The following is a 20,067-nucleotide window of genomic DNA, read 5'->3' as shown; positions in this document are numbered from 1 at the left end:
GACTGCCATCTATGACACCTCCTTAGGTTCATGCCCTGGCCGGGCAAATCTTACTCATCTTTATCCAACAGCTGCGCGAGAGCAGCCAAACGTGGATCGATCTCTTTCCTGCATCCGCAGGGGCCCTGGTTCAGGTCGGCGCCGCAGGTGGCGCACAGGCCCTTGCAGTCCTCCGAACACAGGTGCTTGGAATCCATTGAAAGCACCAGGGCGGTGGTAAACACCTCGTCCAGATCCAGACAGCCGTCCTCCAGAAGCACGATCTCGTCGTTCTCCTCGTCCTCCAGCGTCTCAGCCAGCAGGGTGCTGACGGGCAGGTGCAGCGCCTGCTGAAAGCTCTTGAGGCAGCGGTCGCACACCAGTTCCAGGGTGGTATCCGCGGCTCCCTCCAGCAGCAGGGCGTCCGCCATGTTGCGTACGGTACCGCTGATCGTTACAGGGTGAGCGAAGGGCTTCTCCCCGTAAAAATCCAGGTCGGACAGATCCAGCTGACACTGAAATGGCAGGGCCGCGCCCGGCACATGAAGTATCTCCTTCAGATTTAAGCGCATAATGCCCTCCTCATAACGGTACGCGGAATATTATAGCGAAAATACGCGCCGTTGTCAAATCTTTTTTTGCACTTTTTTCTGCCACTTTTTCCGGCTGTAACGTGCGCCCCTCTTGCGTCCCGGCAATCCGTTCAGTATAATAAAGTCTGCCTGAATCTGACGCTCTGGAGGTCGCTATGCGGGAATTCACCATTGGAAAAAATGACGCCGGGCAGCGGCTGGACCGGTGGCTGGGCAAGACCCTGCCCCTCCTCCCCGCACCCCTGGCCCAAAAATACATCCGCCTCAAGCGGGTGAAGGTCAACGGCAAGGGTTCCGCCCGGGATGTGCGCCTCCAGGTGGGCGACCTGTTACAATTATACATCAACGACGAGTTCTTTGACCAGCCCCGGGAGGACAACGCCTTTCTGGCGGTGTTCAAGCCCAAACTGGACATCGTGTATGAGGATGAGAACCTGATGCTCCTCAACAAGCGGCCCGGCCTGCTGTGCCACGCCGACGAACACGAGAAGGTCAACACTCTGATCACCCACATCCAGGCCCACCTCTATCAGAAGAAGGAGTGGAACCCCAGGGACGAGCATTCCTTCACCCCCGCCCTGTGCAACCGCATCGACCGGAACACCGGCGGCATCGTCATGGCGGCCAAGAACGCCGAGACCCTGCGCATCCTCAACCAGAAGATCCGCGACCGGGAGATCGCCAAGTTCTACCTGGCCATTATCCACGGGAAAATGAATCCGCCCCAGGGCAAGCTGGAGGGCTTCCTCCTCAAGGACGAGGACAAGGCCCAGGTGAAGGTATTCTCCCGCCCGGTACCCGGCGGCAAGAGCGCCGCTACCTTATATAAGACTTTAAAAGTCAACCGTGGCCTGTCCCTGGTGGAGTGCGAACTTTTGACCGGCCGCACCCATCAGATCCGGGCCCAGTTCGCCGCCGCCGGCCACCCGCTGCTGGGGGATGGCAAGTACGGCCGTGAGCGGGACAACAAGCAGTACGGCCGCTCCTTCCAGGCCCTATACTCCTACAAGCTGGAGTTCACCTTCCCCACCGACGCCGGGCTTCTGGAGTATTTGAGGGGTAAGGTGTTCACGGTGGAAAACGTGGACTTTGTGGCGGAATATTTTCCGGGATAACCGACGGGCGGATGTGGGCATCCGCCCCTACAACCTCCGTATCCCGTAGGGGCCGATGCCTACATCGGCCCGTTCACCGAGCGTCGAACAGCTTCTGTACCGGCACGCCCAGGGCATCGGCGATGTCCAGTAACTTGGACAAACTCGGCGCTGCTGTAGCTGCCTCGATCCTCTGCATATGATTCCGGCTCAGATTAACAGCCTCCGCCAAGTCCATTTGTGTCCATCCTCGTTCTTTTCGGTAATACATGATATTTAACCCGATTTGGACAAACATCTTATAGTGTTTTGCATCCATACGCTCTCGCTCCTTTTATTTAAAGTGTAGCGAGAGCATTCTTTTTTGTAGGCAACTTCACATATCCTTTATACACCGTATTATGTTGTATTTTATCACTGAGTATGTTATTATATCCATTGAGGTGATGGATATGTACTCCAACGAGTTTGAAAAATGCTTTGCCGATTTCCTGGACCGGCACGAGTATGACGAGGCGGAAAACGCCCTGTTCGCTATGGTACGCATCGCCTTCTCCGCCGGCTGGCAGGCCGCCGGCGGGGCTCCGCCCCAGTCGGAACGGATCTACGAGCTGCTGCCCCCCTGCCCGTCCTCCGTCTCCCGGAAGCCGGAGCGGTAAAATACCCGAAAAAAAAGCGGTTTTATTATTGACATTTTTCGCAATTCCATATATATTTGTTTCGTCATAAGGGCGTACCCAACCGCCGGTTTGGGTACGCCCTTTACTACCGTTTGGAAATGGGGGAGGATACATGTCCAAGGAACTGATCCGCCTGTCGGATTGCTTCATGAAATTTGACGACGACGTCATTCTGGACCACATCAACCTTTATATCAACGACAAGGAGTTCCTCACGCTGCTCGGTCCTTCCGGGTGCGGCAAAACCACGACGCTTCGTATCATCGGCGGCTTTCAGAAGCCTACCTCCGGCGACGTGTATTTTGACGGCGTGAGGATTAATGACGTTCCCCCCCATAAGCGGAAGGTCAACACCGTCTTTCAGAAATATGCCCTGTTCACCCACATGAATATCTTTGAGAACGTGGCCTTCGGCCTGCGGGTGAACAAAGTGCCCGACCCCAAAAACCCCGGCAAGTTCATCAAGGTGCCGGAATCCGAGATCAAGCAGCGGGTGGAAGAGGCCCTGGCCCTGGTCAACCTGGCCGGCTACGGCAAGCGGTCGGTGAACTCCCTCTCCGGCGGCCAGCAGCAGCGGGTGGCTATCGCCCGGGCCATCGTCAACCGGCCCCAGGTCCTGCTGCTGGACGAGCCTCTGGGCGCCCTGGACCTGAAGCTGCGCAAGGACATGCAGATCGAACTGAAAAAGATCCAGCAGCAGGTGGGCATCACCTTCATCTACGTCACCCACGATCAGGAAGAGGCCCTCACCATGTCGGACACCATCGTGGTGATGAACGAGGGCAAGATCCAGCAGATCGGCACCCCCGAGGATATCTATAACGAGCCCAAGAACGCCTTCGTGGCCGACTTCATCGGCGAGTCCAACATCATTGACGGCATCATGCACGAGGACTATGTGGTGGGCATGTACGGCCGGAAGTTCAAGTGCCTGGACAAGGGCTTCGCCCCCGGCGAGGCGGTGGACGTGGTCATCCGCCCGGAGGACATCGACATTGTGCCCGAGGCCGAGGGCCAGCTTACCGGCACCGTCACCGAGGTCACCTTCAAGGGCATCCACTACGACATCATTGTGGATTTCCGGGGCTTCAAGTGGCTGATCCAGACCACCGACTACTCCCCTGTGGGGGCTAAGATTGGGGTGAAGATCGACCCCGACGGCTTCCACATCATGAAGAAGAGCCAATACTCCGGCACCTTCGGCGACTACAGTTCCTACTCCTCCGAGTACGACGAACTCAACGAGGACCGGCTGGAGGAGGACCGCGACGATGAAGAATAAGTGGCTGGCCGCGCCCTATGTGGTTTGGATGGCCATCTTCGTAGTGGCCCCCCTCATTCTGGTGGTAGTGTTTGCCTTCACCGGTCAGGACGGCAGCGTCACCCTGGATAACTTCAGCAACATGGGGACCTACGTCCCCGCCTTCCGCAACTCCTTTGTCCTGGCCTTCGTGGCCACCGCCATCTGCATTCTCATCGGCTACCCCCTGGCCTACTTCCTGTCCCGGGAAAAGCTGATGGTGCGCAAGGTAGCCATGATGCTCATCATGCTGCCCATGTGGATGAACTTCCTGCTGCGGACCTACGCCTGGATGACCATTCTGGACGACAACGGCCTCATCAACCAGTTCTTGTCCGCCATCGGCTTTTTCAATCTGTGGAACGCCATCTTCGGCACCGACCTTACCTGCTTCCACATGATCAACACCCAGGGCGCCATCGTGCTGGGCATGGTGTACAACTTCCTGCCCTTTATGGTGCTGCCCATCTTCTCAGTCATTGACAAGATCGACCCCAAGGTCATTGAGGCCGCTCAGGATCTGGGGGCCAGCAGCTCCATGGTGTTCCGGAAGGTCATCTTCCCCCTGTCCCTGCCCGGCGTGCTGTCCGGCGTGACGATGGTGTTCATCCCCTCGGTGTCCACCTTCGCCCTGTCCCGTCTGCTGGGCGGCGGCAAAACCCTGCTGCTGGGCGACCTCATTGAAATGCAATTCCTGGGCAACGCCTATAATCCCCACCTGGGTTCCGCCATCGCCCTGGTGATGATGGTGATCGTCCTGGTCATGATGGCCATTATGAACCGCTTCGGCGAAGGAGAAGAGGGGGTGGCTGTGCTGTGAGAAAGCATCGTATCCCCTCCCGGGTGTTTACCCTGCTGGTGTACGTCTTCCTGTACGCCCCCATCATCCTGCTCATCATCTTCTCCTTCAACGCCACCAAGAGCAACCGGGTGTGGGGCGGCTTCTCCCTGGACTGGTATGTGGAGCTGTTCCACAACACCCGTCTGCTGGGGGCCCTGCGTACCACCATCATCCTGTCGGTGCTGGCTGCCTTTATCGCCACCATTTTGGGTACCGCCGCCGCCATCGGCTTCTATTCCATGCGCCGCCGCTCCCGCAGCGTGTGTATGTCCATCAACAACATTCCCCTGACCAACGCGGACATCATCACCGGCGTGTCCATGATGCTGCTCTTCGTGTTCGCCATCGGCGTGTTCAACAGCAGCTTCATCAGTGAAGCTCTGGGAGTGCGCTGGCGTACCGGCTTCGGCACCCTGCTGCTCGCCCACATCACCTTCAACGCGCCCTATGTCATTTTGTCGGTGATGCCCCGGCTGCGGCAGCTGGACCCCAACGTGTATGAGGCGGCCCAGGACCTGGGCGCCTCCGGGTGGTACGCCTTCCGCAAGGTCATCCTGCCCGAGATCATGCCCGGCGTGCTGAACGGCCTCATCATCGCCTTCACCATGTCCATCGACGACTTTGTCATCAGCTACTTCACCAAGGGCTCCGGCGTCACCACCCTGGCGGTGGAGATCTACACGATGGTGAAAAAGCCGGTGACCCCCGAGATCAACGCTTTGTCCACCCTCATGTTTATCTGTGTGTTTGCATTGCTGTTGACCGTCAACATCCGGCAGGCCCGGCAGGAAACTGCCTCCCTGCGGCGGAAAGCCAAACTCAATCCGGGCCAGTAAGGCCCGCGCTCCGCGGTAACATGCCCTGACGGGCTGTTATAAAATTGATTTCCGAAAGGGGATAAAGAAAGAAATTGAAAAAGTCTCTCGCACTTCTGACCACCTCCGCACTCTCCCTCAGCCTGGTGCTGGCCGGCTGCGGCGGCGGCGCTTCCGGTGAGGCCAACGATCCCGGCTCCGCCGACAAGGGCGTGGTCAACGTCTACAACTGGGGCGTGTATATCGACGATTCCGTTCTGGAGGACTTCACCGCTGAGACCGGCATCAAGGTGAACTACGACACCTATGAGAGCAATGAGTCCATGTACGGCGTACTCAGGAACGACGGCGCCAGCTACGACGTGGTCATCCCTTCCGACTATATGATCTCCCGTATGATCGAAGAGGATATGCTTGAGCCTTTGAACTTCGACAACATTCCCAATTTTGAGGACATTGATCCCGCGCTGAAGAATCCGGACTATGACCCGGAGAACCAGTACAGCGTACCCTATATGTGGGGCCTGCTGGGTATCATCTACAACACCACTATGGTGGATGAGGCCCCCACCAGCTGGGGCACCATGTTCGACGAGCAGTACGCCGGCCAGATCCTCATGTTCAACAACTCCCGTGACGCCATCGGCGTGGCCCTGAAGTACCTGGGCTACTCCTACAATACCACCGACGAGGCTCAGATCAAGGAGGCCGTGGATCTGCTCATCCAGCAGAAGCCCCTGGTTCAGTCCTACGTCATGGATGAGATCTTCGAGAAGATGCAGGGCGGCTCCGCCGCCATTGGCGCCTACTACTACGGTGACTTCCTTACCATGCAGGAGGTCAACCCCGACCTGGCCTTCTGCCTGCCCGAGGAGGGTACCAACCTGTATGTGGACGCCATGTGCATCCCCAAGAACGCCGAGAACAAGGAAAACGCCGAGATCTTCATCAACTATATGTGTTCCACCCAGGCCGGGCTGAAGAACTGTGAGGAGATCTGGTACTCCTCCCCCCTGCTCTCCGTACGGGAGGAGCTGGACCCTGAGGTGTCCGGCGATCCCTACGCCTACCCCGACCAGAGCATCCTGGACCAGTGCGAGAGCTTCAAGAATCTGCCCGCCAACACCCTGGCCCTCTACGACTCTGAGTGGACCCGGCTCATGCTGGCCTCCAACTAAACACCTGCTCCGGAAAGCCGCACAGCAATGTGCGGCTTTCTCCTTGCCTTATGGTGGGGATTGATGTAAAATAAGATTTGCACAGAATGATTCTACAAAAAGGAGCAACTCTGATGTCCGTTACTGTAGGAATGAAGGGACGGGCCGAGGCCGTGGTCACCTCTGAAAATACAGCTGCCGCTGTCGGCAGCGGCCTGGTTCCCGTATTTGCAACCCCCGCCATGATCGCCCTGATGGAGAACGCCGCCGTCAATGCGGTGCAGGCCCAGCTGGAAGAGGGGCAGGGCACCGTAGGTACCCTGCTCAACGTCAGCCATGACACCGCCACCCCCGTGGGCATGAAGGTGTGGGCCGAGGCGGAACTTACCGCTGTGGAGGGCCGCAAGCTCACCTATACCGTGGCCGCCTTTGACGAGGCCGGCCCCATTGGCAAAGGGATTCATCAGCGTTTCATCATCCAGGCCGACCGGTTCCTGGCCAAGGCCGAAGCAAAGAAAGAGGGCAAGTGATATGTCCATTGAAACATGCCGGGCCTACCTGCGCCAGCGGGGCTATGAGGACCGTATCCGGGAATTTGACGTATCCAGCGCCACCGTGGAACTGGCCGCCCAGGCCGTGGGCTGCGAACCCGCCCGCATCGCCAAGACCCTCTCCTTCCTCCATGAGGATGGGGCGGTACTTATCGTCTGCGCCGGCGACGCCAAGATCGACAACTCCAAATTCAAGGCCCAGTTCCACCACAAGGCCACCATGCTGAACCCGGAACAGGTGGTGACTTTTACCGGACACCAGATCGGCGGAGTGTGTCCCTTTGCCATCGAAAATCCCGCCACGGTGACCTATCTGGATGTCTCCCTCCAGCGGTTCGACATCGTCTACCCCGCCGCCGGCAACGCGGCCTCCGCCGTCCGGCTCACCTGCGAGGAACTCTCCCAGCTGGCGGACAGCGCCGGCTGGATCGACGTGTGCAAGGGCTGGCAGGACGCCGGCCAGTAATAGCTGAGAAAGGTGGTTTTCTCATGAAAGAACGTCTGAAAAATATGACCGTCAGTTTCGTTTTCCTGTCCATCCTTTATCTGATCTTAGGCGTAGTACTCATTATCTGGCCTACCATTGTGATGGATATCATCTGCTATGCCTTCGGCGCCATCCTGCTGCTCTACGGCGTCTTTGCCATCTACGGCTTCTACCGCAGCGAAAATCGCAAGGCCGGCGATTTCCTGGGCCTCTTCCTGGGTATCGTAGCTGCCGCTGTAGGCGCCGTCATGGTCATCTATCCTCCGCTGATCCAGGGGGTCATCCCGGTGATCCTGGGGCTGTATATCGCCATTGACGGTCTGCTCAGTCTGAAGCGCACTATGGAACTCCAGCGCATGGATTACGCCCACTGGAACATCAACATGATCCTTTCTCTGGCCTCCGCCGCACTGGGCATCTTTATCGTGTTCCACCCTCTGCTCACCGAGGCCGCCCTTTTCCGGGTCATCGGCATCGTACTGCTGTACGCCGGCGGCTCCGACCTGTGGACCATCTTCCAGCTGTCCCAGTGGACCAAGGAATACCGCAAGACCCATCCCGTGGATGTGGACCCCATCGATCTGTAAAAAAAGACGTGCTGCTATGCAGCACGTCTTTTTTTACAGCAGCACAAGGGAGAAGATCACGGTGACCAGGCCGCACACGCCAATGGCCAGGCCGCTCATGGCTCCCTCGGTCTCCCCCAGCTCCAGGGCCTTGGAGGTACCTACGGCGTGGGAGCAGGCCCCGATGGACAGCCCCGCGGCAATGGGGTCCTTCACCCGAAACAGACGGATGAGCAGCGGTGCCAGAATGCTGCCCAGGATTCCGGTGAGGATCACCGCCACCACGGTAATGGAGGGGATACCGCCGTGGGCCTGGGCTACGCTGACCGCGATGGGGGTAGTCACCGACTTGGGCAGCAGAGAGGCCGTCATAGCCTCATCCAGCCCAAAGAGACGGCACAGGCCCAGCACGCTCCCCATGGATACCAGGGAACCTACCACGCACCCCACCAGGATGGGCAGCCAGTTTTCCTTCAACAGCTGCACCTTGCTGTAGATGGCCACCGCCAGACAGGCTGTGGCGGGAGACAAAAAGAGGTTGATGAGGCTGCCTCCCTGGTCATAATGTTCATAGGGGATATCCAGGGCCAGCAGCAGACCTACCGTCAGGATCACCCCTACAAGCAGGGGATTGCACACCACCAGCCCGGTCTTTTTTTGCAGCTTCACACCGATCCAGAACGCCGCCACACTGACGGCCACCCCAAAAAAGGGGGAGTTGGTCCACTCAGACATGCCCCTTCCCCCTTCCCATGAGCCGCAGGGTCAGCTTGATACTCAAAGCGGTGGCGCCGAACACCAGCACCGTGGTGGCCAGACAGATGACCAGCAGAGGCACCAGGGCGCTGCCCAGCAGATCAAAGTAGTTCATCGCGTTGACTCCCGCCGGCAGGAAAAAGAAGGCCATGTTGGCCAACAGGAAGTCCGCCTTTTCCCGTACATGCTCCAGCTTCAGTACCCCGGTGGCCAGCAGCGCAAAGAGCAGCACCATGCCGATGACACTGGCCGGGAACGGAACGGGCAGCAGGCTTTCCAGGATCTGGCTCACCCAGCACACCCCGAAGATCACGCCGAATTGACAGAGCAGTTTCATTCTCGCATTCGCCTCGCTCAAGGATTTTTGGGCCGGCACAGCTCTGCCGCACCCGTGCAACAGGCCCCATTGTAGTCCCACGCCTGCCGCTTGTCAATCGCAGATCTACCAAAATGCCCCGCTTTTCTCCGCCAAAAATGGGAGCGTTGCAGCTTGCTGCAACGCTCCCATTTCATTGGACGGAATTACTCCCAGAGCTGAAACTGCTGATCCAGCACCGCGCGGCGATGAAACACAGCGTAATCAGGGGCGGCGTCGGGGCAGTAGGTGCGGATGGCCGACACGATAAGCTCCGGATTCAGGCCCGGATTCTGGGCCTTCAGGATCAGGTCCAGGGCGATGGTGTCCCGCCGCTGTTTACTCCGCCAGATCACGGTGCAGGAAGGTCACGATCTGCCCCCGGGTGCAAATGGTGTCGGGAGAGAATGTGGTGGTGCTGCTCCCGGTGGTAATACCCTCTTTCATGGCCCAAACCACAGCCTGGGCGTCCCCGGTTACATCGGTAAAGGGGTTTTCATCCGTGACGGCAGGGCTGCCCGCCAGCTTCCACAGGTAGGTGACAGTGGCCAGACGGGTGCAAGGGGTGTCAGCGGTAAAGCTGTCGGTCAGTCCCTTTTCCAACGCCCAGTTGGCGGCGTCGGAGTAATACTGCCCGGCTGAAACAGAAGCGTCGCTCCCGGCAGGGGCCGGGGAACCATTGGCCCGCCACAGGAAGGTCAGAATCTGCGCCGTGGTGCAGGTAATCTCGGTGGAGAAGGTGTTGCTGCCGGTGCCGGTGGTGATACCCTTCTCCACGGCCCAGGCCACGGCGTCGGCATAGTACGCTCCGGCAGCCACGTCGGTGAAACCGGAGGGCTGGCCGTCGCCGTTCAAATTGAGGATGAACCACTTGCCTTGCTTTATCGCAAATGTAACGCCATCAAACCTTTCAACACTTATAAGGCGTGCAAAGATCTCATCATACTGGAAGGGAACGACTACCTTACCGGTGGTATCGATAAAGCCCCACTTCCCGCTCTCATTCTGCACACACGCCAGGCCCTTGTAAAAGTAAGCCGCATCATCATACTGGAAAGGGATAACCAGCTTGCCGGTGGTGTCGATAAAGCCCCACTTCCCGTTCTCACCCTCCACAGCCGCCAGGCCCTCGGAAAATATACCTACCCAATTATACTGGAAGGGGATGACCAGTTTGCCGGTGGTATCGATCAAGCCATACTTCCTGCTCTCATCCATCACCCACGCCATACCATCGGAGAATTTGTACATATCATGATTCTGGAAAGGGATAACTGTTTTTCCGGTGGTGTCGATGTAGCCCCACTTCCCGCTCTCATTCTGCACAAGCGCCAGACCTTCAGAAAAGTTACTTACCCAATGATATTGGAAGGGGACGGCCACCTTGCCGGTGGTGTCGATAAAGCCATACTTCCCGCTCTCATCTGCCACGGCCGCCAGGCCCTCGGAAAAGAAGCCGATTCCACCAACAAGGGTACCACCATACTGGCAAGGGATAACCAGCTTGCCGGTAGCGTTGATAAAGCCATACCTCCCGTTCTCATCCTCTACAGCCGCCAGGCCTTCGGAAAAAAGGGTTGCCCCATCATACTGGAAGGGAATGATCAGTTTTCCGGTGGTGTCGATAAAGCCCCACTTCCCGCTCTCATCTTCCACAGCCGCCAGGCCTTCAGAAAAGGCGTATGCAGAACTATACTGAAAGGGGATAGCCAGTTTTCCGGTGGTGTCGATGTAGCCCCACTTCCCGTTCTCATCCTCCACAGGCGCCAAGCCATTGAAAAAGGCTGACTGTATTCCGTACTCCGTCGGGGTCTCCGTCACGGAAACCGCCAATGCGGGCACGGCCAGAGACAGGGACACTACCAGGGCCAGCGCCAGGGACAGAATCTTCTTCCTCATGTAAATACTCCTCTCGTCTATTCTGCCATTTAAGCGCAAAAACGGCGCTCTCCCGCCTAAAATGGGCAGGAAAGCGCCGTATTTTGTTTCAGAGTATGACAAAAGAGCGTAGTTACAAAGTAGCTACGCTTGCTTGCTTGCTTGCTTGCTTGCTTGCTTGCTTGCTGTCAGTGTATCGCGTGAGGCACATCTTTGTCAAGCCCCTTTTTTCCTTAAATGACAACGTCAGTATATCAGGCCGTACAGGCTTTTTCAACCCTGTTTTGCCAGATTCTAAAAGTGGCCGCCGGGCGGCTGGATACAACAAAACCGGGGCCAGCTTCGTGCCGGTCCCCGGTCCTGTGTCGTTCACCGCCCGCCCATCTGCCTGCCCTTGAGGCTTCTTACGGGATGGACGAAAGGTTGATTTCCCATGATGCAGTTATTCCCAGGGCTGGAACTGCTGATCCAGCACCGCCCGGCGATGAAACACAGCGTAATCAGGGGCGGCGTCAGGACAATAGGTGCGGATGGCCGACACGATGAGTTCCGGATTCAGGCCCGGGTTCTGGGCTTTCAGAATCAGATCCAGGGCAACGGTGTCCCGCCGTTCCTCCACGGTGGCTTTGGCAATGAGGGGGATCAGATCCACCTCCACCTTGCCGCTCTTTGCCTTCTTGCTTCGCTTCTCCATCACCAGGCTATCCCGGCTCAACAGGCCCCGGATGGCGGATTCCGCCCCAAAGGGCGCTCCCGCTTCATATTCCAGGGTAACGATATAGTTTACATAATACAGATCTTTTACCGGACGCACACCTTCGTAGCAGCGTTGGACGGTAATACCGGCAGGCAGGGCGGCATTCATGCGCCGGGGCACCTCCTCCAGAGGGGTGTCCAGCACTTGGCACTCCAGTACCTCGCAGCTGCTGGAATAGCCCACAGACAGGGGCAGGGGGATGGAGACGAACGCATGGGGATTAAAGCCCTCGGTGTGTTTGATATGGATACCCGCCCGCAGGAAGGACCGCTGGAAGGTACGCATCAGATCCAGGTGGGAGATGAATTTGGCGGTATCCGCCTTGGAAAAAGCCAGTCTATGCATCGCATTTCCCTCCCGGATAGAGCTTGTTGGCGCCGCAGCCGGTACACTGCACGCGGCAATCGGGGGTAATAACCGCCTCATAGGCCCGCTCCCGCTCCCGCCACAGGAAGTTTTTGGTCACACCCACGCTGGTCACATCCCAGGGCAGCAACTCGTCCTTCTCACGTGTACGGTTGGCATAGAAGGCCGGGTCCACACCGCAGGCTTCAAAGGCGGCCTGCCAGCGGTCAAAATCAAAATATTCACTCCAGGCGTCAAACTTGGCGCCCTGTCGCCAGGCGGCTTCAATCACGTCGGCTACCTTCCGGTCCCCCCGGGCAAAGACGGCCTCCAGGAAGCTGGTCTGGGAGTCGTGCCAGTTGTACTTGATGGATCGGCCCTTCATATGCTCCCGCAGCAGCTTGACACGCCGCTGGTATTCCTCCATGGTGATCTGAGGCTCCCACTGGAAAGCGGTGTGGGGCTTGGGTACGAACCAGGCAGTGGACACGGTGATGGTCACCCCTCGCTTGGGATTGGGAGTGACCTCCTTCCAGGTCTTGTACACCTTCTCGGCCAGATCGGCGATGCCCAGCACATCCTCGTCGGTCTCGGTGGGCAGACCCAGCATGAAATAGAGCTTCACGCTGCTCCAGCCGCCGGAAAAAGCCGTGCGGCAGGAGCGGAGCAAATCCTCCTCGGTCACATTTTTGTTGATGGCGTCCCGCAGCCGCTGGGTACCCGCCTCGGGCGCAAAGGTGAGCCCCGACTTGCGGACGTGCTGCACCCGCTCCATCAGGCCCAGAGAGAAGTTGTCCGCCCGCAGGGAGGGCAGGGACAGGGATACCTTGTTGGGCTCGCACCAGTCCAGCAGGCCGTCGCACAGATGCTCCAGGGGCCGGTAATCACTGGTGGACAAAGAGGAGAGGGTCATCTCCTGATAACCGGAGTCCTTGCAGGCCTCGATGCCCTGCTGCAAGAGTGTCTCCGGATTCCGGGCGCGCACCGGGCGATAGGCATAGCCCGCCTGGCAGAACCGGCAGCCCCGGATGCAGCCCCGGAACAGCTCCAGCATCACCCGGTCATGGACGATCTCAGTGGAAGGTACGATGGTCTTGACCGGGAAATAACTCTTGTCAAAGTCCTGGACAATCCGCTTAGTCACCACAGCGGGAGCGTCTTCTCTGGGCATCACCCGCTCCAGGGTGCCGTCAGGGCGGTAGGACACCTCATAGAGGGAGGGTACATACAAGCCGGGGATCTGAGCGGCGGCAGCCAGGAATTCCTCCTTGCTCCAACACTCCTCCCGGGCCTTGCGGTAGAGTTGGATGATCTCCACGCTCACTTCCTCCCCTTCGCCCAATACAAAGATGTCTACAAAGGGGGCCAAAGGCTCCGGATTATAAGCGCAGGTACCTCCCGCCACCACGATGGGAGACAGCCCGTACCGCTCTTCGGAGCGCAGGGGCAGACCAGCCAGGTCCAGCATATTGAGTACATTGGTATAGGCCATCTCATAGCCCAGGGAAAAGCCGATCAGGTCAAAATCCGCGATGGAGTCCCCGCTCTCAAGGCCATAGAGTAAAATGCCCTCACGGCGCATTTCCTCCTCCATGTCGCCCCAGGGGGCGAATACCCGCTCGCACCAGACACCCTCCATCTCATTCATGACGCCGTAGAGGATGCGCATACCCAGATTGGACATGCCGATCTCATAAGTGTCCGGGAAGCAGAGCGCATAACGCACATCCACTTGGCGCCTGTCTTTGACCACTGCATTATACTCCCCGCCGGTGTAACGGGCAGGCTTCTGTACCCGGGGCAGGATATGTTCCAATGTATGATTCATGTCGTGCCGAACCCTCTCTAATGGAATAACTGCCGGAAGCGCCCTTCCGCGCTCGGTACGGCCCCGAAGGTCCGGCAGAAGCGGCCGCCGGTCCCGTCCGGCCCGCCGCAATATACAAAATGTGCAGCTTATTATTATACTATGGTCTTTCCATAAATACAAGCGGTTGGCTCGGCATATTTCTGCCAATATCGACCATTCAGCCTGCCAGCAGCCCAATGCCTATCGCACTGCCTGTCAAAACAGCAAGGGCAATCACATTAGCAAGGATAAATACCAGCAGATAGCGCCCCGCCCGGGCCCCTGGAGACTTGAAGTAGGCTTTCATAGAGATCAGGCTGGCCAGAGATGCGATGGGCGTACCCAAGCCGCCGATGTTGGTACCAATGAGCAGGCCGTGCCAATCTGTGGTAAAGTTGGACAACAGCACCGCCGCCGGCACATTGCTGATGATCTGGCTTGTGACGCCAGAGGCCAAGGCGGTGTTTTGGGCCATAACCGCCGTCAGCGTCTCCCGTACAGGGGCGCAGGCGCCAACATTGCCCGCAAACAGGAAGAAGCAGAAGAAGGTAGCCAACAGACCGTAATCCACCTTGCCGAACAGGGGCCGGTCAAAAATCAGCATTCCTGCAACCACAACCGCCAGCAAGGCAGGATAGGGCAGTACCCGGAACACTGACAGCAGGCACAGGAGAAACAATCCTGTCATCAGGCCCAGTCTGCCGGGGTGGTAGATAACCGCCTGTTCGGAAAAGGTGACCCGGATACCCTCCGGCTTGACGCACAAAGCTGCAATGACCAGTCCCACCAGACTGACCAGCACAAGCGGCACCATAGTGGCAAAAAACTGGCCGGCCGACAGCTCATAATTGGCATACAGATACAGATTTTGGGGGTTGCCTACCGGCGTGGCCATGCTGCCCAGGTTGGCCGCAATGGTCTGGAGAACCACAATATAGATCAGCCGCTCCGTCCGCCCAATCAGGCCCAGCACCAGCACCGCAAATGGCACAAAGGTAATGAGGGCCACGTCGTTGGTCACCAGCATGGACACAAAAAAGGGCAGTAACACCAGGCACAAAGTTACAAAGCGCATCCTGCGTTCCCCAGCCAACAACCGCTGAGCTAATACGGCAAACACGCCGCATTCCTGTAGTCCCGCCACCACAGCCATCAGGCAAAACAGCAGGCTCAACACCCGCCAATCAATATAGTTCAGATAATCTGCCGACGGCGGATTGAGTGCAACGGAAGCGGCCGCGCAGACTGCGGCAATACACAGTACCGGTTCCCGCTTCCAGAAACGGAGCAGAACACACCTTTTCCGCGTTTGCTCCATTCTCCCCCTCCTCCTTTGAACGCAACGAAAAAGCCACCCGCCCGGGTGGCTTTTCTCTGCCTTGCTCGGTCGCCTTTTATAGGTTTCAGTTTACCCGATTCCATGGCGCCGGTCAAGTATCTGACTCTATTTTCGCCCCTTAAGAGCGTCGAAAATCTTCTACAACGTCGGCAAGATGAATGGGCGAGAGCCCCGCACTGTTGCAGCACTCCGCCAGCCGATTGACTTCCTGGAAGTCTGTGGAGATCCGTCCCACGCAGATCCCATTGTGTCCCCGGATACCATACATCTGGGGGTGGGAACCCCTATCAAGGTATACATGATACGTCATATGGTGTTTGCTCATGGTTTCTTTCTCCTCTATCTCTCTGATTTCGTTTTTAATTTCGCTCTTTCACGACGGTTTTTGCTATTTTTCCCCTCTGTTAAGTGCTATACTGTTTGTCGCGCTAATTTCCCTCTCACCTTCCCCCTCGCTTCAATATCTTGTCCTCTCCCTCTCCGCATAGTCTATATAATGTATTTTTTAGAGTTTGTCAATGTCCACGGATCATTTTGTCTGCCAGCCGGCCCCTTTTGACCGCATTCGGTTGGCGGTTCGATTGGAGGTGTGTCCATGTCCCTGATGGTGGAAAAACTGGCCTATTTAAAAAAACTGCGTCATCTCACGTCGGAAGATATCTCCCGTCTGTCCGGCGTACCTCTGGGCACGCTGAACAAGATCCTGTCGGGACAAACTAAAAACCCGGCAGTTGGACCTATGGACCGTATTACGCGGGTGCTGCGGGTTCCAATACGCTATTTGCTGGACGATGAGCTGCCCCCTGAGTGTTGGGTCACCGCCAATAGCCAGGACGGTGTCATCCTGCTCTCCCCGGAAGAAGTACGTCTGCTGTTGGAGTTACGGCGGATGGAACCCCGCCGCAGGCGGACCGCCGGAATCATGCTGTCCCTGATGAGCGCCGCTTGTGTCAAGTCCATCGGAACGGTAGCAGTCAAGCGCACGTTCTGTTACACCATTGGTTCCTCCGCAGCACTTCCTCTCAGGTCTATTTTAATTCCAGAAGTGGATGCAGCTTCCCGGGAAGCCGATTTTGCAGTGCTTCTCAATGATGCCAGTATGGAACCGGTCTATTCCCCTGGATCGGTATTGCTCTGTAACCAGCGCCCGCCCGATGCACAGGAATACGGCGTCTATCTCTTAAATCAGCAAGTACTGCTCCGGCGGCTGTACCGCCGCCGGGGCGTTACCCGACTTCTGGCGCCCAGTCTGGCTTTTCCGGACCTCCAGGTAAAGCAAGAGGATCATCTGGAGTGCCTTGGCGCCATTACAGGCCAAGCCCGCGGCTGCCGCTGGGAACAAATTTCCTGAACACCTTTTAGCTTCCCGTTGTATTTGTTGTGGGAGCAACCCTATAATAGACAAAAACCCCCTGATGCAGGAAACCCAAAGTCCTGCACCAGGGGGTTTTTGATATGCAAAAGGAACCGATGCTTGCGCCTTCAGCCAATTCTATACACGTTGCGCGCAGGCACCTTTACAGAGCGGCAATAACCTGTTCCATCAACATAAAGTGAAACAGAGAACCAGCCAGAATAAACAGATGAAAAATCTCATGACAGCCAAATTTCGGATTGTTCCGTCCAGGCCACTTGACGGCATAGAGTACACCACCCACAGTGTACAGCACGCCGCCGCCCAGCACCCAAAACATACCAAGCGGAGGAAGCACCTGCATCAGCGGCACCAGCGCAATCACAGCCAGCCAACCCATAGCAATGTAGATGCTGGATGTCAACCACCGCGGCGCAGAAATCCACACCAGGGTGAGTACAAGGCCCGCCAGCGCAAATCCCCAGATCACGCCAAACAAACTCCAGCCCCATCCGCCCAGTTCACGCAGGGCCACCAGGCATACAGGGGTATAGCTGCCGGCAATCAGAAAGTAGATGGAAGCATGGTCGTACTTCCGCAGCGCAATACGCCCGGCCACGCTGGTATTGATACAGTGATACAAGGTGCTAGCCGTATACAGGCCCACCATGCTGATCCCGTAGATGAGAAAGGATATCAGATGCCAGACACTCAGTTCTTCCAACAGGCAGCGGGCCACAAGCACTGCCGTACCCATCGCCGCCAACACCGCGCCAGCTCCATGGGTAATGGCCGACCAGGGCCGCAGGCCATCATATGGGTCCCGCTTCTGCTTGATCTTTCTGGCCGGCCGTGCCTTTGGATGATAGTAAAGAGCGGCAGGATCACCCCGTAAAATATTCTCCTGATTCATGTCATTCACCTTACCATTCTGCAAAAGCCAATGGGAGATATTCTTTCTTTTTATATAGTATACTCCTAACCTTTCTATATTGTCAATATAAAAGCGTAATATAGTTTTTAATATTATATCATTCTTTTTGTTGACTGCGTCCATATCATTCCCATCTGGAAGATTTCTATCCGCTTGGCTGCAAAGCAAGAGAGCGGACGTATCAATACGTCCGCTCCCTTCACGATTGTGCAATATTTGGCAGCATGCGAAACCATCTGCTCTGCAGCCGTTCAGCTTTAAACCCGGCATGGCGGTACAGGTCAAAGGCGATCTTATTGTCGCTGGCCACCAGTAATTTGCAGCTGAGACAGCCGGTTTGGGACAACAGTGCCATAACGTCATAGAGCAATTCCCTTCCCAGCCCTTGACCTCGCAGGTCTTTATGCAATGCGATCCCCTCGATCTCCGGCGGTGTCTGCGTCAGATCCAGTTCGTATACGCCCGCCATTACGCCGTTTATCACCGCAAATCCACAGCAGTGTCCGTCCGCCAGCGCCCGCTCCAAATCGGCCGGGCCATAAGTAGCGGAATTTGGCATCTCAAAAAAGCACTCGTTATGCAGCGCCAACCAAGCGCCGCCACGCTCCCGGCTCAGTGGTTCCAAAACCAGCCGCGATGGATTGCCGGACAAATTGGTCAAGTCACGCCGCAGTTCCAGCAGATCCCGTGCAAATTCCAGCCGATAGCCATCACGCTCACCCTCCTCCAGTGGAGCGCCGGGATCGCGGGAGGTAACGAAAAGTTCAGTTGCACCCATGCTCAGCAGTTTTTCTCTTCCCTGGGCAAGCACCTCGTCCAGCTCATCTGCCCGACATTGCTCAATCACCAGATAGGCCTTTCCCTTGGCGGTAATTTCACCCGGGTAAATCTGATAGCCTGCGCTCATACTTCTCCTCCTTCACAACCGCACCGAAACCGGTCCCGCCAAACGCAGGCGATCCGGTGCAACCTCGCACTCCTGCGCCAGAACCGTTACACCTGATGCAGCCGCCCGCCGCAGGGCCGCTCCAAATGCCGGGTGGGTCTTGTCATTGGGAGCAAAATCTTGCATGCCCGCCATCTGGATCACAAAGCAGACCGCCGCCTCATAGCCCTCATCCTGGCAGCGGATCAGCTCCTCCAGGTGCTTGACCCCACGCTCCGTAGGGGCGTCGGGAAAACGGGCGTGACCGTCCTCCTCCAGGGTGACCCCTTTGACCTCCACGAAGCCCCGGCGCTCCCCCGCCTCCCAATAGAAGTCGAACCGGGAGCTGCCCCAGGTGGTCTCCGGCCGCAGCAGGGTAAGCCCGGGCAGAAAGCCGCCTCCCTCTGCCCACTCCTGAAATACCTTGTTGGGGGCCTGAGCATCCATATTCACCAACAGCTGGCCCTTCTCCACGGCGATCAAATCATACCTGGTCTTGCGGGCAGGGTTATCGCTCTCCTCCAGATAGACCGTGGCGCCAGGCACCAGCAGTTCCCGGCAGCGGCCGGTATTTTTTACATGGACCACTTCTACCGCTCCATCTACCTCCACATGGGCAATAAAGCGGTTGGGTCTTGCCCGAAAGATTCCCTTTTTGACATTTCGGTATTGCATTCTGTTTCTCCTGCCTGTATCCTGATAGGGTGAGTATACCATGGAGCGGCTTATCTCACAAGCCGCTCTTTCTCAGGAGGTCTTACCATGCACATCCCCGCCTGCGACACCGCCCAACAAGATATTCAGTCTTTTTCCCAGGCCTTGGAAAACGCTCTGCTGCCTCAATCTGATTATGACGTGGACCGCTGGCTATACGTCCCCAACCGTTACTGCGACTACCGTTACATCCTGGGCACCCTGGGCAGCCGCCCGCTGATCTGTGTGGGCATCAACCCCTCCACCGCCGCCCCCAATGACCTGGACAACACCCTGAAATCGGTGGAGCGCATCGCCCTTGGCAACGGCTATGACAGCTTTATCATGTTCAATGTATATGCCCAGCGGGCAACCCGCCCCGACGATATGGAGGGGATCTGTAATCCCTGTCTCCATCAGGAAAATATGGCCGCTTTCCGCTGGGCGCTGGAGCAGACCAAAACCGGCACTCCCGCAATTTGGGCCGCCTGGGGCGCGATCATTGAAAAGCGTACCTATCTGGCCGACTGCCTGCGGGACATGGTGGAGATCGGAAATGACCTGGGCACCTGCTGGTATTCCGCCGGCGCCCGCTCCAAGAAGGGGCATCCCCACCATCCTCTATACCTGCGAAAGGACAGCAGTTTAGATCCCTTTGATGTAAATCACTATATCAGCAGCTGTCTATGACGGCTGCTGATTTTTAAAGCAAAAAGCGGACAGCCAAAGCTGTCCGCTCTTCGTGTTGGCGTTACCTATCTTCCCGGTCCGTCTCCAGACAAGTATTTTCGGCGCAGGTGAGCTTAACTTCCGTGTTCG

At 57.2% G+C, this 20,067-nt stretch carries 24 protein-coding genes; 11 read left to right on the top strand and 13 right to left on the bottom strand.

The window, feature by feature from the left end; all coding sequences use genetic code 11:
• Positions 1 to 50 precede the first annotated feature (50 nt).
• The gene (locus Q0K43_RS05470) at positions 51 to 551 is read right to left on the bottom strand and encodes a YceD family protein (RefSeq protein ID WP_297289552.1); all 501 of its coding nucleotides are present in this window, start codon (positions 549 to 551) and stop codon (positions 51 to 53) included.
• 176 nt (positions 552 to 727) lie between these two features.
• Here Q0K43_RS05470 and Q0K43_RS05465 point away from each other — a divergent pair, with 176 nt between their 5' ends.
• Positions 728 to 1,687 (top strand): RluA family pseudouridine synthase, encoded by a 960-nt coding sequence (locus Q0K43_RS05465; RefSeq protein ID WP_297289551.1) that lies wholly within the window; start codon positions 728 to 730, stop codon positions 1,685 to 1,687.
• Between the two features lie 73 nt (positions 1,688 to 1,760).
• On the opposite strand, the gene Q0K43_RS05460 is transcribed toward Q0K43_RS05465, so the two are convergent.
• Positions 1,761 to 1,985, bottom strand: a complete 225-nt coding sequence (locus Q0K43_RS05460) for a helix-turn-helix transcriptional regulator (protein ID WP_297289550.1) — start codon at positions 1,983 to 1,985, stop codon at positions 1,761 to 1,763.
• Positions 1,986 to 2,118: 133 nt separating this feature from the next.
• On the opposite strand from Q0K43_RS05460, the gene Q0K43_RS05455 reads away from it, so the two are divergent.
• From Q0K43_RS05455 to Q0K43_RS05420, 8 genes are all read left to right on the top strand, one after another.
• The gene (locus Q0K43_RS05455; protein WP_297289549.1) at positions 2,119 to 2,325 is read left to right on the top strand and encodes a hypothetical protein; all 207 of its coding nucleotides are present in this window, start codon (positions 2,119 to 2,121) and stop codon (positions 2,323 to 2,325) included.
• Positions 2,326 to 2,458: 133 nt separating this feature from the next.
• Positions 2,459 to 3,628, top strand: coding sequence for an ABC transporter ATP-binding protein (locus Q0K43_RS05450; protein WP_297289548.1), 1,170 nt, complete (start codon positions 2,459 to 2,461; stop codon positions 3,626 to 3,628).
• A complete protein-coding gene (locus Q0K43_RS05445; RefSeq protein WP_297289547.1) occupies positions 3,618 to 4,466 on the top strand; it encodes an ABC transporter permease in 849 nt (282 codons plus the stop codon). The genes Q0K43_RS05450 and Q0K43_RS05445 overlap by 11 nt, the downstream gene beginning before the upstream one ends.
• Positions 4,463 to 5,323, top strand: a complete 861-nt coding sequence (locus Q0K43_RS05440; protein ID WP_297289546.1) for an ABC transporter permease — start codon at positions 4,463 to 4,465, stop codon at positions 5,321 to 5,323. Before Q0K43_RS05445 ends, Q0K43_RS05440 begins: the two co-directional genes overlap by 4 nt.
• Positions 5,324 to 5,397: 74 nt before the next feature.
• Positions 5,398 to 6,480 (top strand): ABC transporter substrate-binding protein, encoded by a 1,083-nt coding sequence (locus Q0K43_RS05435; RefSeq protein ID WP_297289545.1) that lies wholly within the window; start codon positions 5,398 to 5,400, stop codon positions 6,478 to 6,480.
• A 113-nt stretch (positions 6,481 to 6,593) separates the two neighbouring features.
• On the top strand, positions 6,594 to 6,989 hold the full coding sequence (locus Q0K43_RS05430; protein WP_297289544.1) for a thioesterase family protein: 396 nt from the start codon (positions 6,594 to 6,596) through the stop codon (positions 6,987 to 6,989).
• Between the two features lies 1 nt (position 6,990).
• Positions 6,991 to 7,476 (top strand): YbaK/EbsC family protein, encoded by a 486-nt coding sequence (locus Q0K43_RS05425; RefSeq protein WP_297289543.1) that lies wholly within the window; start codon positions 6,991 to 6,993, stop codon positions 7,474 to 7,476.
• A gap of 23 nt (positions 7,477 to 7,499) precedes the next feature.
• Complete coding sequence (locus Q0K43_RS05420; RefSeq protein WP_297289542.1) at positions 7,500 to 8,084, top strand: HdeD family acid-resistance protein; 585 nt, start codon at positions 7,500 to 7,502, stop codon at positions 8,082 to 8,084.
• A 33-nt stretch (positions 8,085 to 8,117) separates the two neighbouring features.
• On the opposite strand, the gene Q0K43_RS05415 is transcribed toward Q0K43_RS05420, so the two are convergent.
• The 8 genes from Q0K43_RS05415 to Q0K43_RS05380 form a co-directional block, all read right to left on the bottom strand.
• Positions 8,118 to 8,798, bottom strand: a complete 681-nt coding sequence (locus tag Q0K43_RS05415) for an LrgB family protein (RefSeq protein WP_297289541.1) — start codon at positions 8,796 to 8,798, stop codon at positions 8,118 to 8,120.
• A complete protein-coding gene (locus Q0K43_RS05410) occupies positions 8,791 to 9,156 on the bottom strand; it encodes a CidA/LrgA family protein (RefSeq protein WP_297289540.1) in 366 nt (121 codons plus the stop codon). Before Q0K43_RS05410 ends, Q0K43_RS05415 begins: the two co-directional genes overlap by 8 nt.
• 185 nt (positions 9,157 to 9,341) lie before the next feature.
• Positions 9,342 to 9,530 carry a hypothetical protein gene (locus Q0K43_RS05405; RefSeq protein ID WP_297289539.1) on the bottom strand — a complete coding sequence of 63 codons (189 nt, stop codon included), beginning with the start codon at positions 9,528 to 9,530 and terminating at the stop codon, positions 9,342 to 9,344.
• Complete coding sequence (locus Q0K43_RS05400) at positions 9,514 to 11,073, bottom strand: WG repeat-containing protein (protein ID WP_297289538.1); 1,560 nt, start codon at positions 11,071 to 11,073, stop codon at positions 9,514 to 9,516. The genes Q0K43_RS05405 and Q0K43_RS05400 overlap by 17 nt, the downstream gene beginning before the upstream one ends.
• Positions 11,074 to 11,494: 421 nt before the next feature.
• Positions 11,495 to 12,154, bottom strand: a complete 660-nt coding sequence (locus tag Q0K43_RS05395; RefSeq protein ID WP_297289537.1) for a TIGR03936 family radical SAM-associated protein — start codon at positions 12,152 to 12,154, stop codon at positions 11,495 to 11,497.
• Complete coding sequence (locus Q0K43_RS05390; RefSeq protein ID WP_297289536.1) at positions 12,147 to 13,982, bottom strand: TIGR03960 family B12-binding radical SAM protein; 1,836 nt, start codon at positions 13,980 to 13,982, stop codon at positions 12,147 to 12,149. Before Q0K43_RS05390 ends, Q0K43_RS05395 begins: the two co-directional genes overlap by 8 nt.
• A gap of 199 nt (positions 13,983 to 14,181) precedes the next feature.
• Positions 14,182 to 15,321 (bottom strand): SLC13 family permease, encoded by a 1,140-nt coding sequence (locus tag Q0K43_RS05385; protein ID WP_297289535.1) that lies wholly within the window; start codon positions 15,319 to 15,321, stop codon positions 14,182 to 14,184.
• 139 nt (positions 15,322 to 15,460) lie between these two features.
• Entirely contained in the window at positions 15,461 to 15,685 is a 225-nt protein-coding gene (locus Q0K43_RS05380; protein WP_297289553.1) for a DUF6514 family protein, read from the bottom strand.
• Between the two features lie 252 nt (positions 15,686 to 15,937).
• Between Q0K43_RS05380 and Q0K43_RS05375 the strand changes: the two genes are divergently transcribed.
• A complete protein-coding gene (locus Q0K43_RS05375; protein WP_297289534.1) occupies positions 15,938 to 16,693 on the top strand; it encodes a helix-turn-helix domain-containing protein in 756 nt (251 codons plus the stop codon).
• Positions 16,694 to 16,859: 166 nt separating this feature from the next.
• Here the strand turns inward: Q0K43_RS05375 and Q0K43_RS05370 are convergent, their stop codons facing one another.
• From Q0K43_RS05370 to sfsA, 3 genes are all read right to left on the bottom strand, one after another.
• Positions 16,860 to 17,609 carry a PAQR family membrane homeostasis protein TrhA gene (locus Q0K43_RS05370; protein ID WP_297289533.1) on the bottom strand — a complete coding sequence of 250 codons (750 nt, stop codon included), beginning with the start codon at positions 17,607 to 17,609 and terminating at the stop codon, positions 16,860 to 16,862.
• Positions 17,610 to 17,829: 220 nt separating this feature from the next.
• On the bottom strand, positions 17,830 to 18,537 hold the full coding sequence (locus tag Q0K43_RS05365; RefSeq protein ID WP_297289532.1) for a GNAT family N-acetyltransferase: 708 nt from the start codon (positions 18,535 to 18,537) through the stop codon (positions 17,830 to 17,832).
• Between the two features lie 12 nt (positions 18,538 to 18,549).
• A complete protein-coding gene (gene sfsA, locus Q0K43_RS05360) occupies positions 18,550 to 19,230 on the bottom strand; it encodes a DNA/RNA nuclease SfsA (protein ID WP_297289531.1) in 681 nt (226 codons plus the stop codon).
• An 87-nt stretch (positions 19,231 to 19,317) separates the two neighbouring features.
• Between sfsA and Q0K43_RS05355 the strand changes: the two genes are divergently transcribed.
• On the top strand, positions 19,318 to 19,938 hold the full coding sequence (locus tag Q0K43_RS05355) for a DUF1643 domain-containing protein (protein ID WP_297289530.1): 621 nt from the start codon (positions 19,318 to 19,320) through the stop codon (positions 19,936 to 19,938).
• The last annotated feature ends 129 nt before the right edge of the window (positions 19,939 to 20,067 follow it).

This window comes from uncultured Flavonifractor sp. (assembly GCF_944383115.1).
In the GTDB taxonomy this organism is placed as follows: domain Bacteria; phylum Bacillota; class Clostridia; order Oscillospirales; family Oscillospiraceae; genus Flavonifractor.
The sequence above is the reverse complement of the archived record's forward strand: the minus strand, read 5'-3'. Positions and strand labels throughout refer to the sequence as shown.

Bases quoted from the DNA above. Each gene is read 5' to 3' on its own strand.
- Q0K43_RS05365 (WP_297289532.1), bottom strand. From the start codon at position 18,537: ATGAGCGCAGGCTATCAGATTTACCCGGGTGAAATTACCGCCAAGGGA.
- Q0K43_RS05355 (WP_297289530.1), top strand. From the start codon at position 19,318: ATGCACATCCCCGCCTGCGACACCGCCCAACAAGATATTCAGTCTTTT.
- Q0K43_RS05410 (WP_297289540.1), bottom strand. From the start codon at position 9,156: ATGAAACTGCTCTGTCAATTCGGCGTGATCTTCGGGGTGTGCTGGGTG.
- Q0K43_RS05415 (WP_297289541.1), bottom strand. From the start codon at position 8,798: ATGTCTGAGTGGACCAACTCCCCCTTTTTTGGGGTGGCCGTCAGTGTG.
- Q0K43_RS05375 (WP_297289534.1), top strand. From the start codon at position 15,938: ATGTCCCTGATGGTGGAAAAACTGGCCTATTTAAAAAAACTGCGTCAT.
- Q0K43_RS05465 (WP_297289551.1), top strand. From the start codon at position 728: ATGCGGGAATTCACCATTGGAAAAAATGACGCCGGGCAGCGGCTGGAC.
- Q0K43_RS05420 (WP_297289542.1), top strand. From the start codon at position 7,500: ATGAAAGAACGTCTGAAAAATATGACCGTCAGTTTCGTTTTCCTGTCC.
- Q0K43_RS05455 (WP_297289549.1), top strand. From the start codon at position 2,119: ATGTACTCCAACGAGTTTGAAAAATGCTTTGCCGATTTCCTGGACCGG.
- Q0K43_RS05470 (WP_297289552.1), bottom strand. From the start codon at position 551: ATGCGCTTAAATCTGAAGGAGATACTTCATGTGCCGGGCGCGGCCCTG.
- Q0K43_RS05370 (WP_297289533.1), bottom strand. From the start codon at position 17,609: ATGAATCAGGAGAATATTTTACGGGGTGATCCTGCCGCTCTTTACTAT.
- Q0K43_RS05390 (WP_297289536.1), bottom strand. From the start codon at position 13,982: ATGAATCATACATTGGAACATATCCTGCCCCGGGTACAGAAGCCTGCC.
- Q0K43_RS05400 (WP_297289538.1), bottom strand. From the start codon at position 11,073: ATGAGGAAGAAGATTCTGTCCCTGGCGCTGGCCCTGGTAGTGTCCCTG.
- Q0K43_RS05430 (WP_297289544.1), top strand. From the start codon at position 6,594: ATGTCCGTTACTGTAGGAATGAAGGGACGGGCCGAGGCCGTGGTCACC.
- Q0K43_RS05425 (WP_297289543.1), top strand. From the start codon at position 6,991: ATGTCCATTGAAACATGCCGGGCCTACCTGCGCCAGCGGGGCTATGAG.
- sfsA (WP_297289531.1), bottom strand. From the start codon at position 19,230: ATGCAATACCGAAATGTCAAAAAGGGAATCTTTCGGGCAAGACCCAAC.
- Q0K43_RS05395 (WP_297289537.1), bottom strand. From the start codon at position 12,154: ATGCATAGACTGGCTTTTTCCAAGGCGGATACCGCCAAATTCATCTCC.
- Q0K43_RS05385 (WP_297289535.1), bottom strand. From the start codon at position 15,321: ATGGAGCAAACGCGGAAAAGGTGTGTTCTGCTCCGTTTCTGGAAGCGG.
- Q0K43_RS05460 (WP_297289550.1), bottom strand. From the start codon at position 1,985: ATGGATGCAAAACACTATAAGATGTTTGTCCAAATCGGGTTAAATATC.
- Q0K43_RS05445 (WP_297289547.1), top strand. From the start codon at position 3,618: ATGAAGAATAAGTGGCTGGCCGCGCCCTATGTGGTTTGGATGGCCATC.
- Q0K43_RS05450 (WP_297289548.1), top strand. From the start codon at position 2,459: ATGTCCAAGGAACTGATCCGCCTGTCGGATTGCTTCATGAAATTTGAC.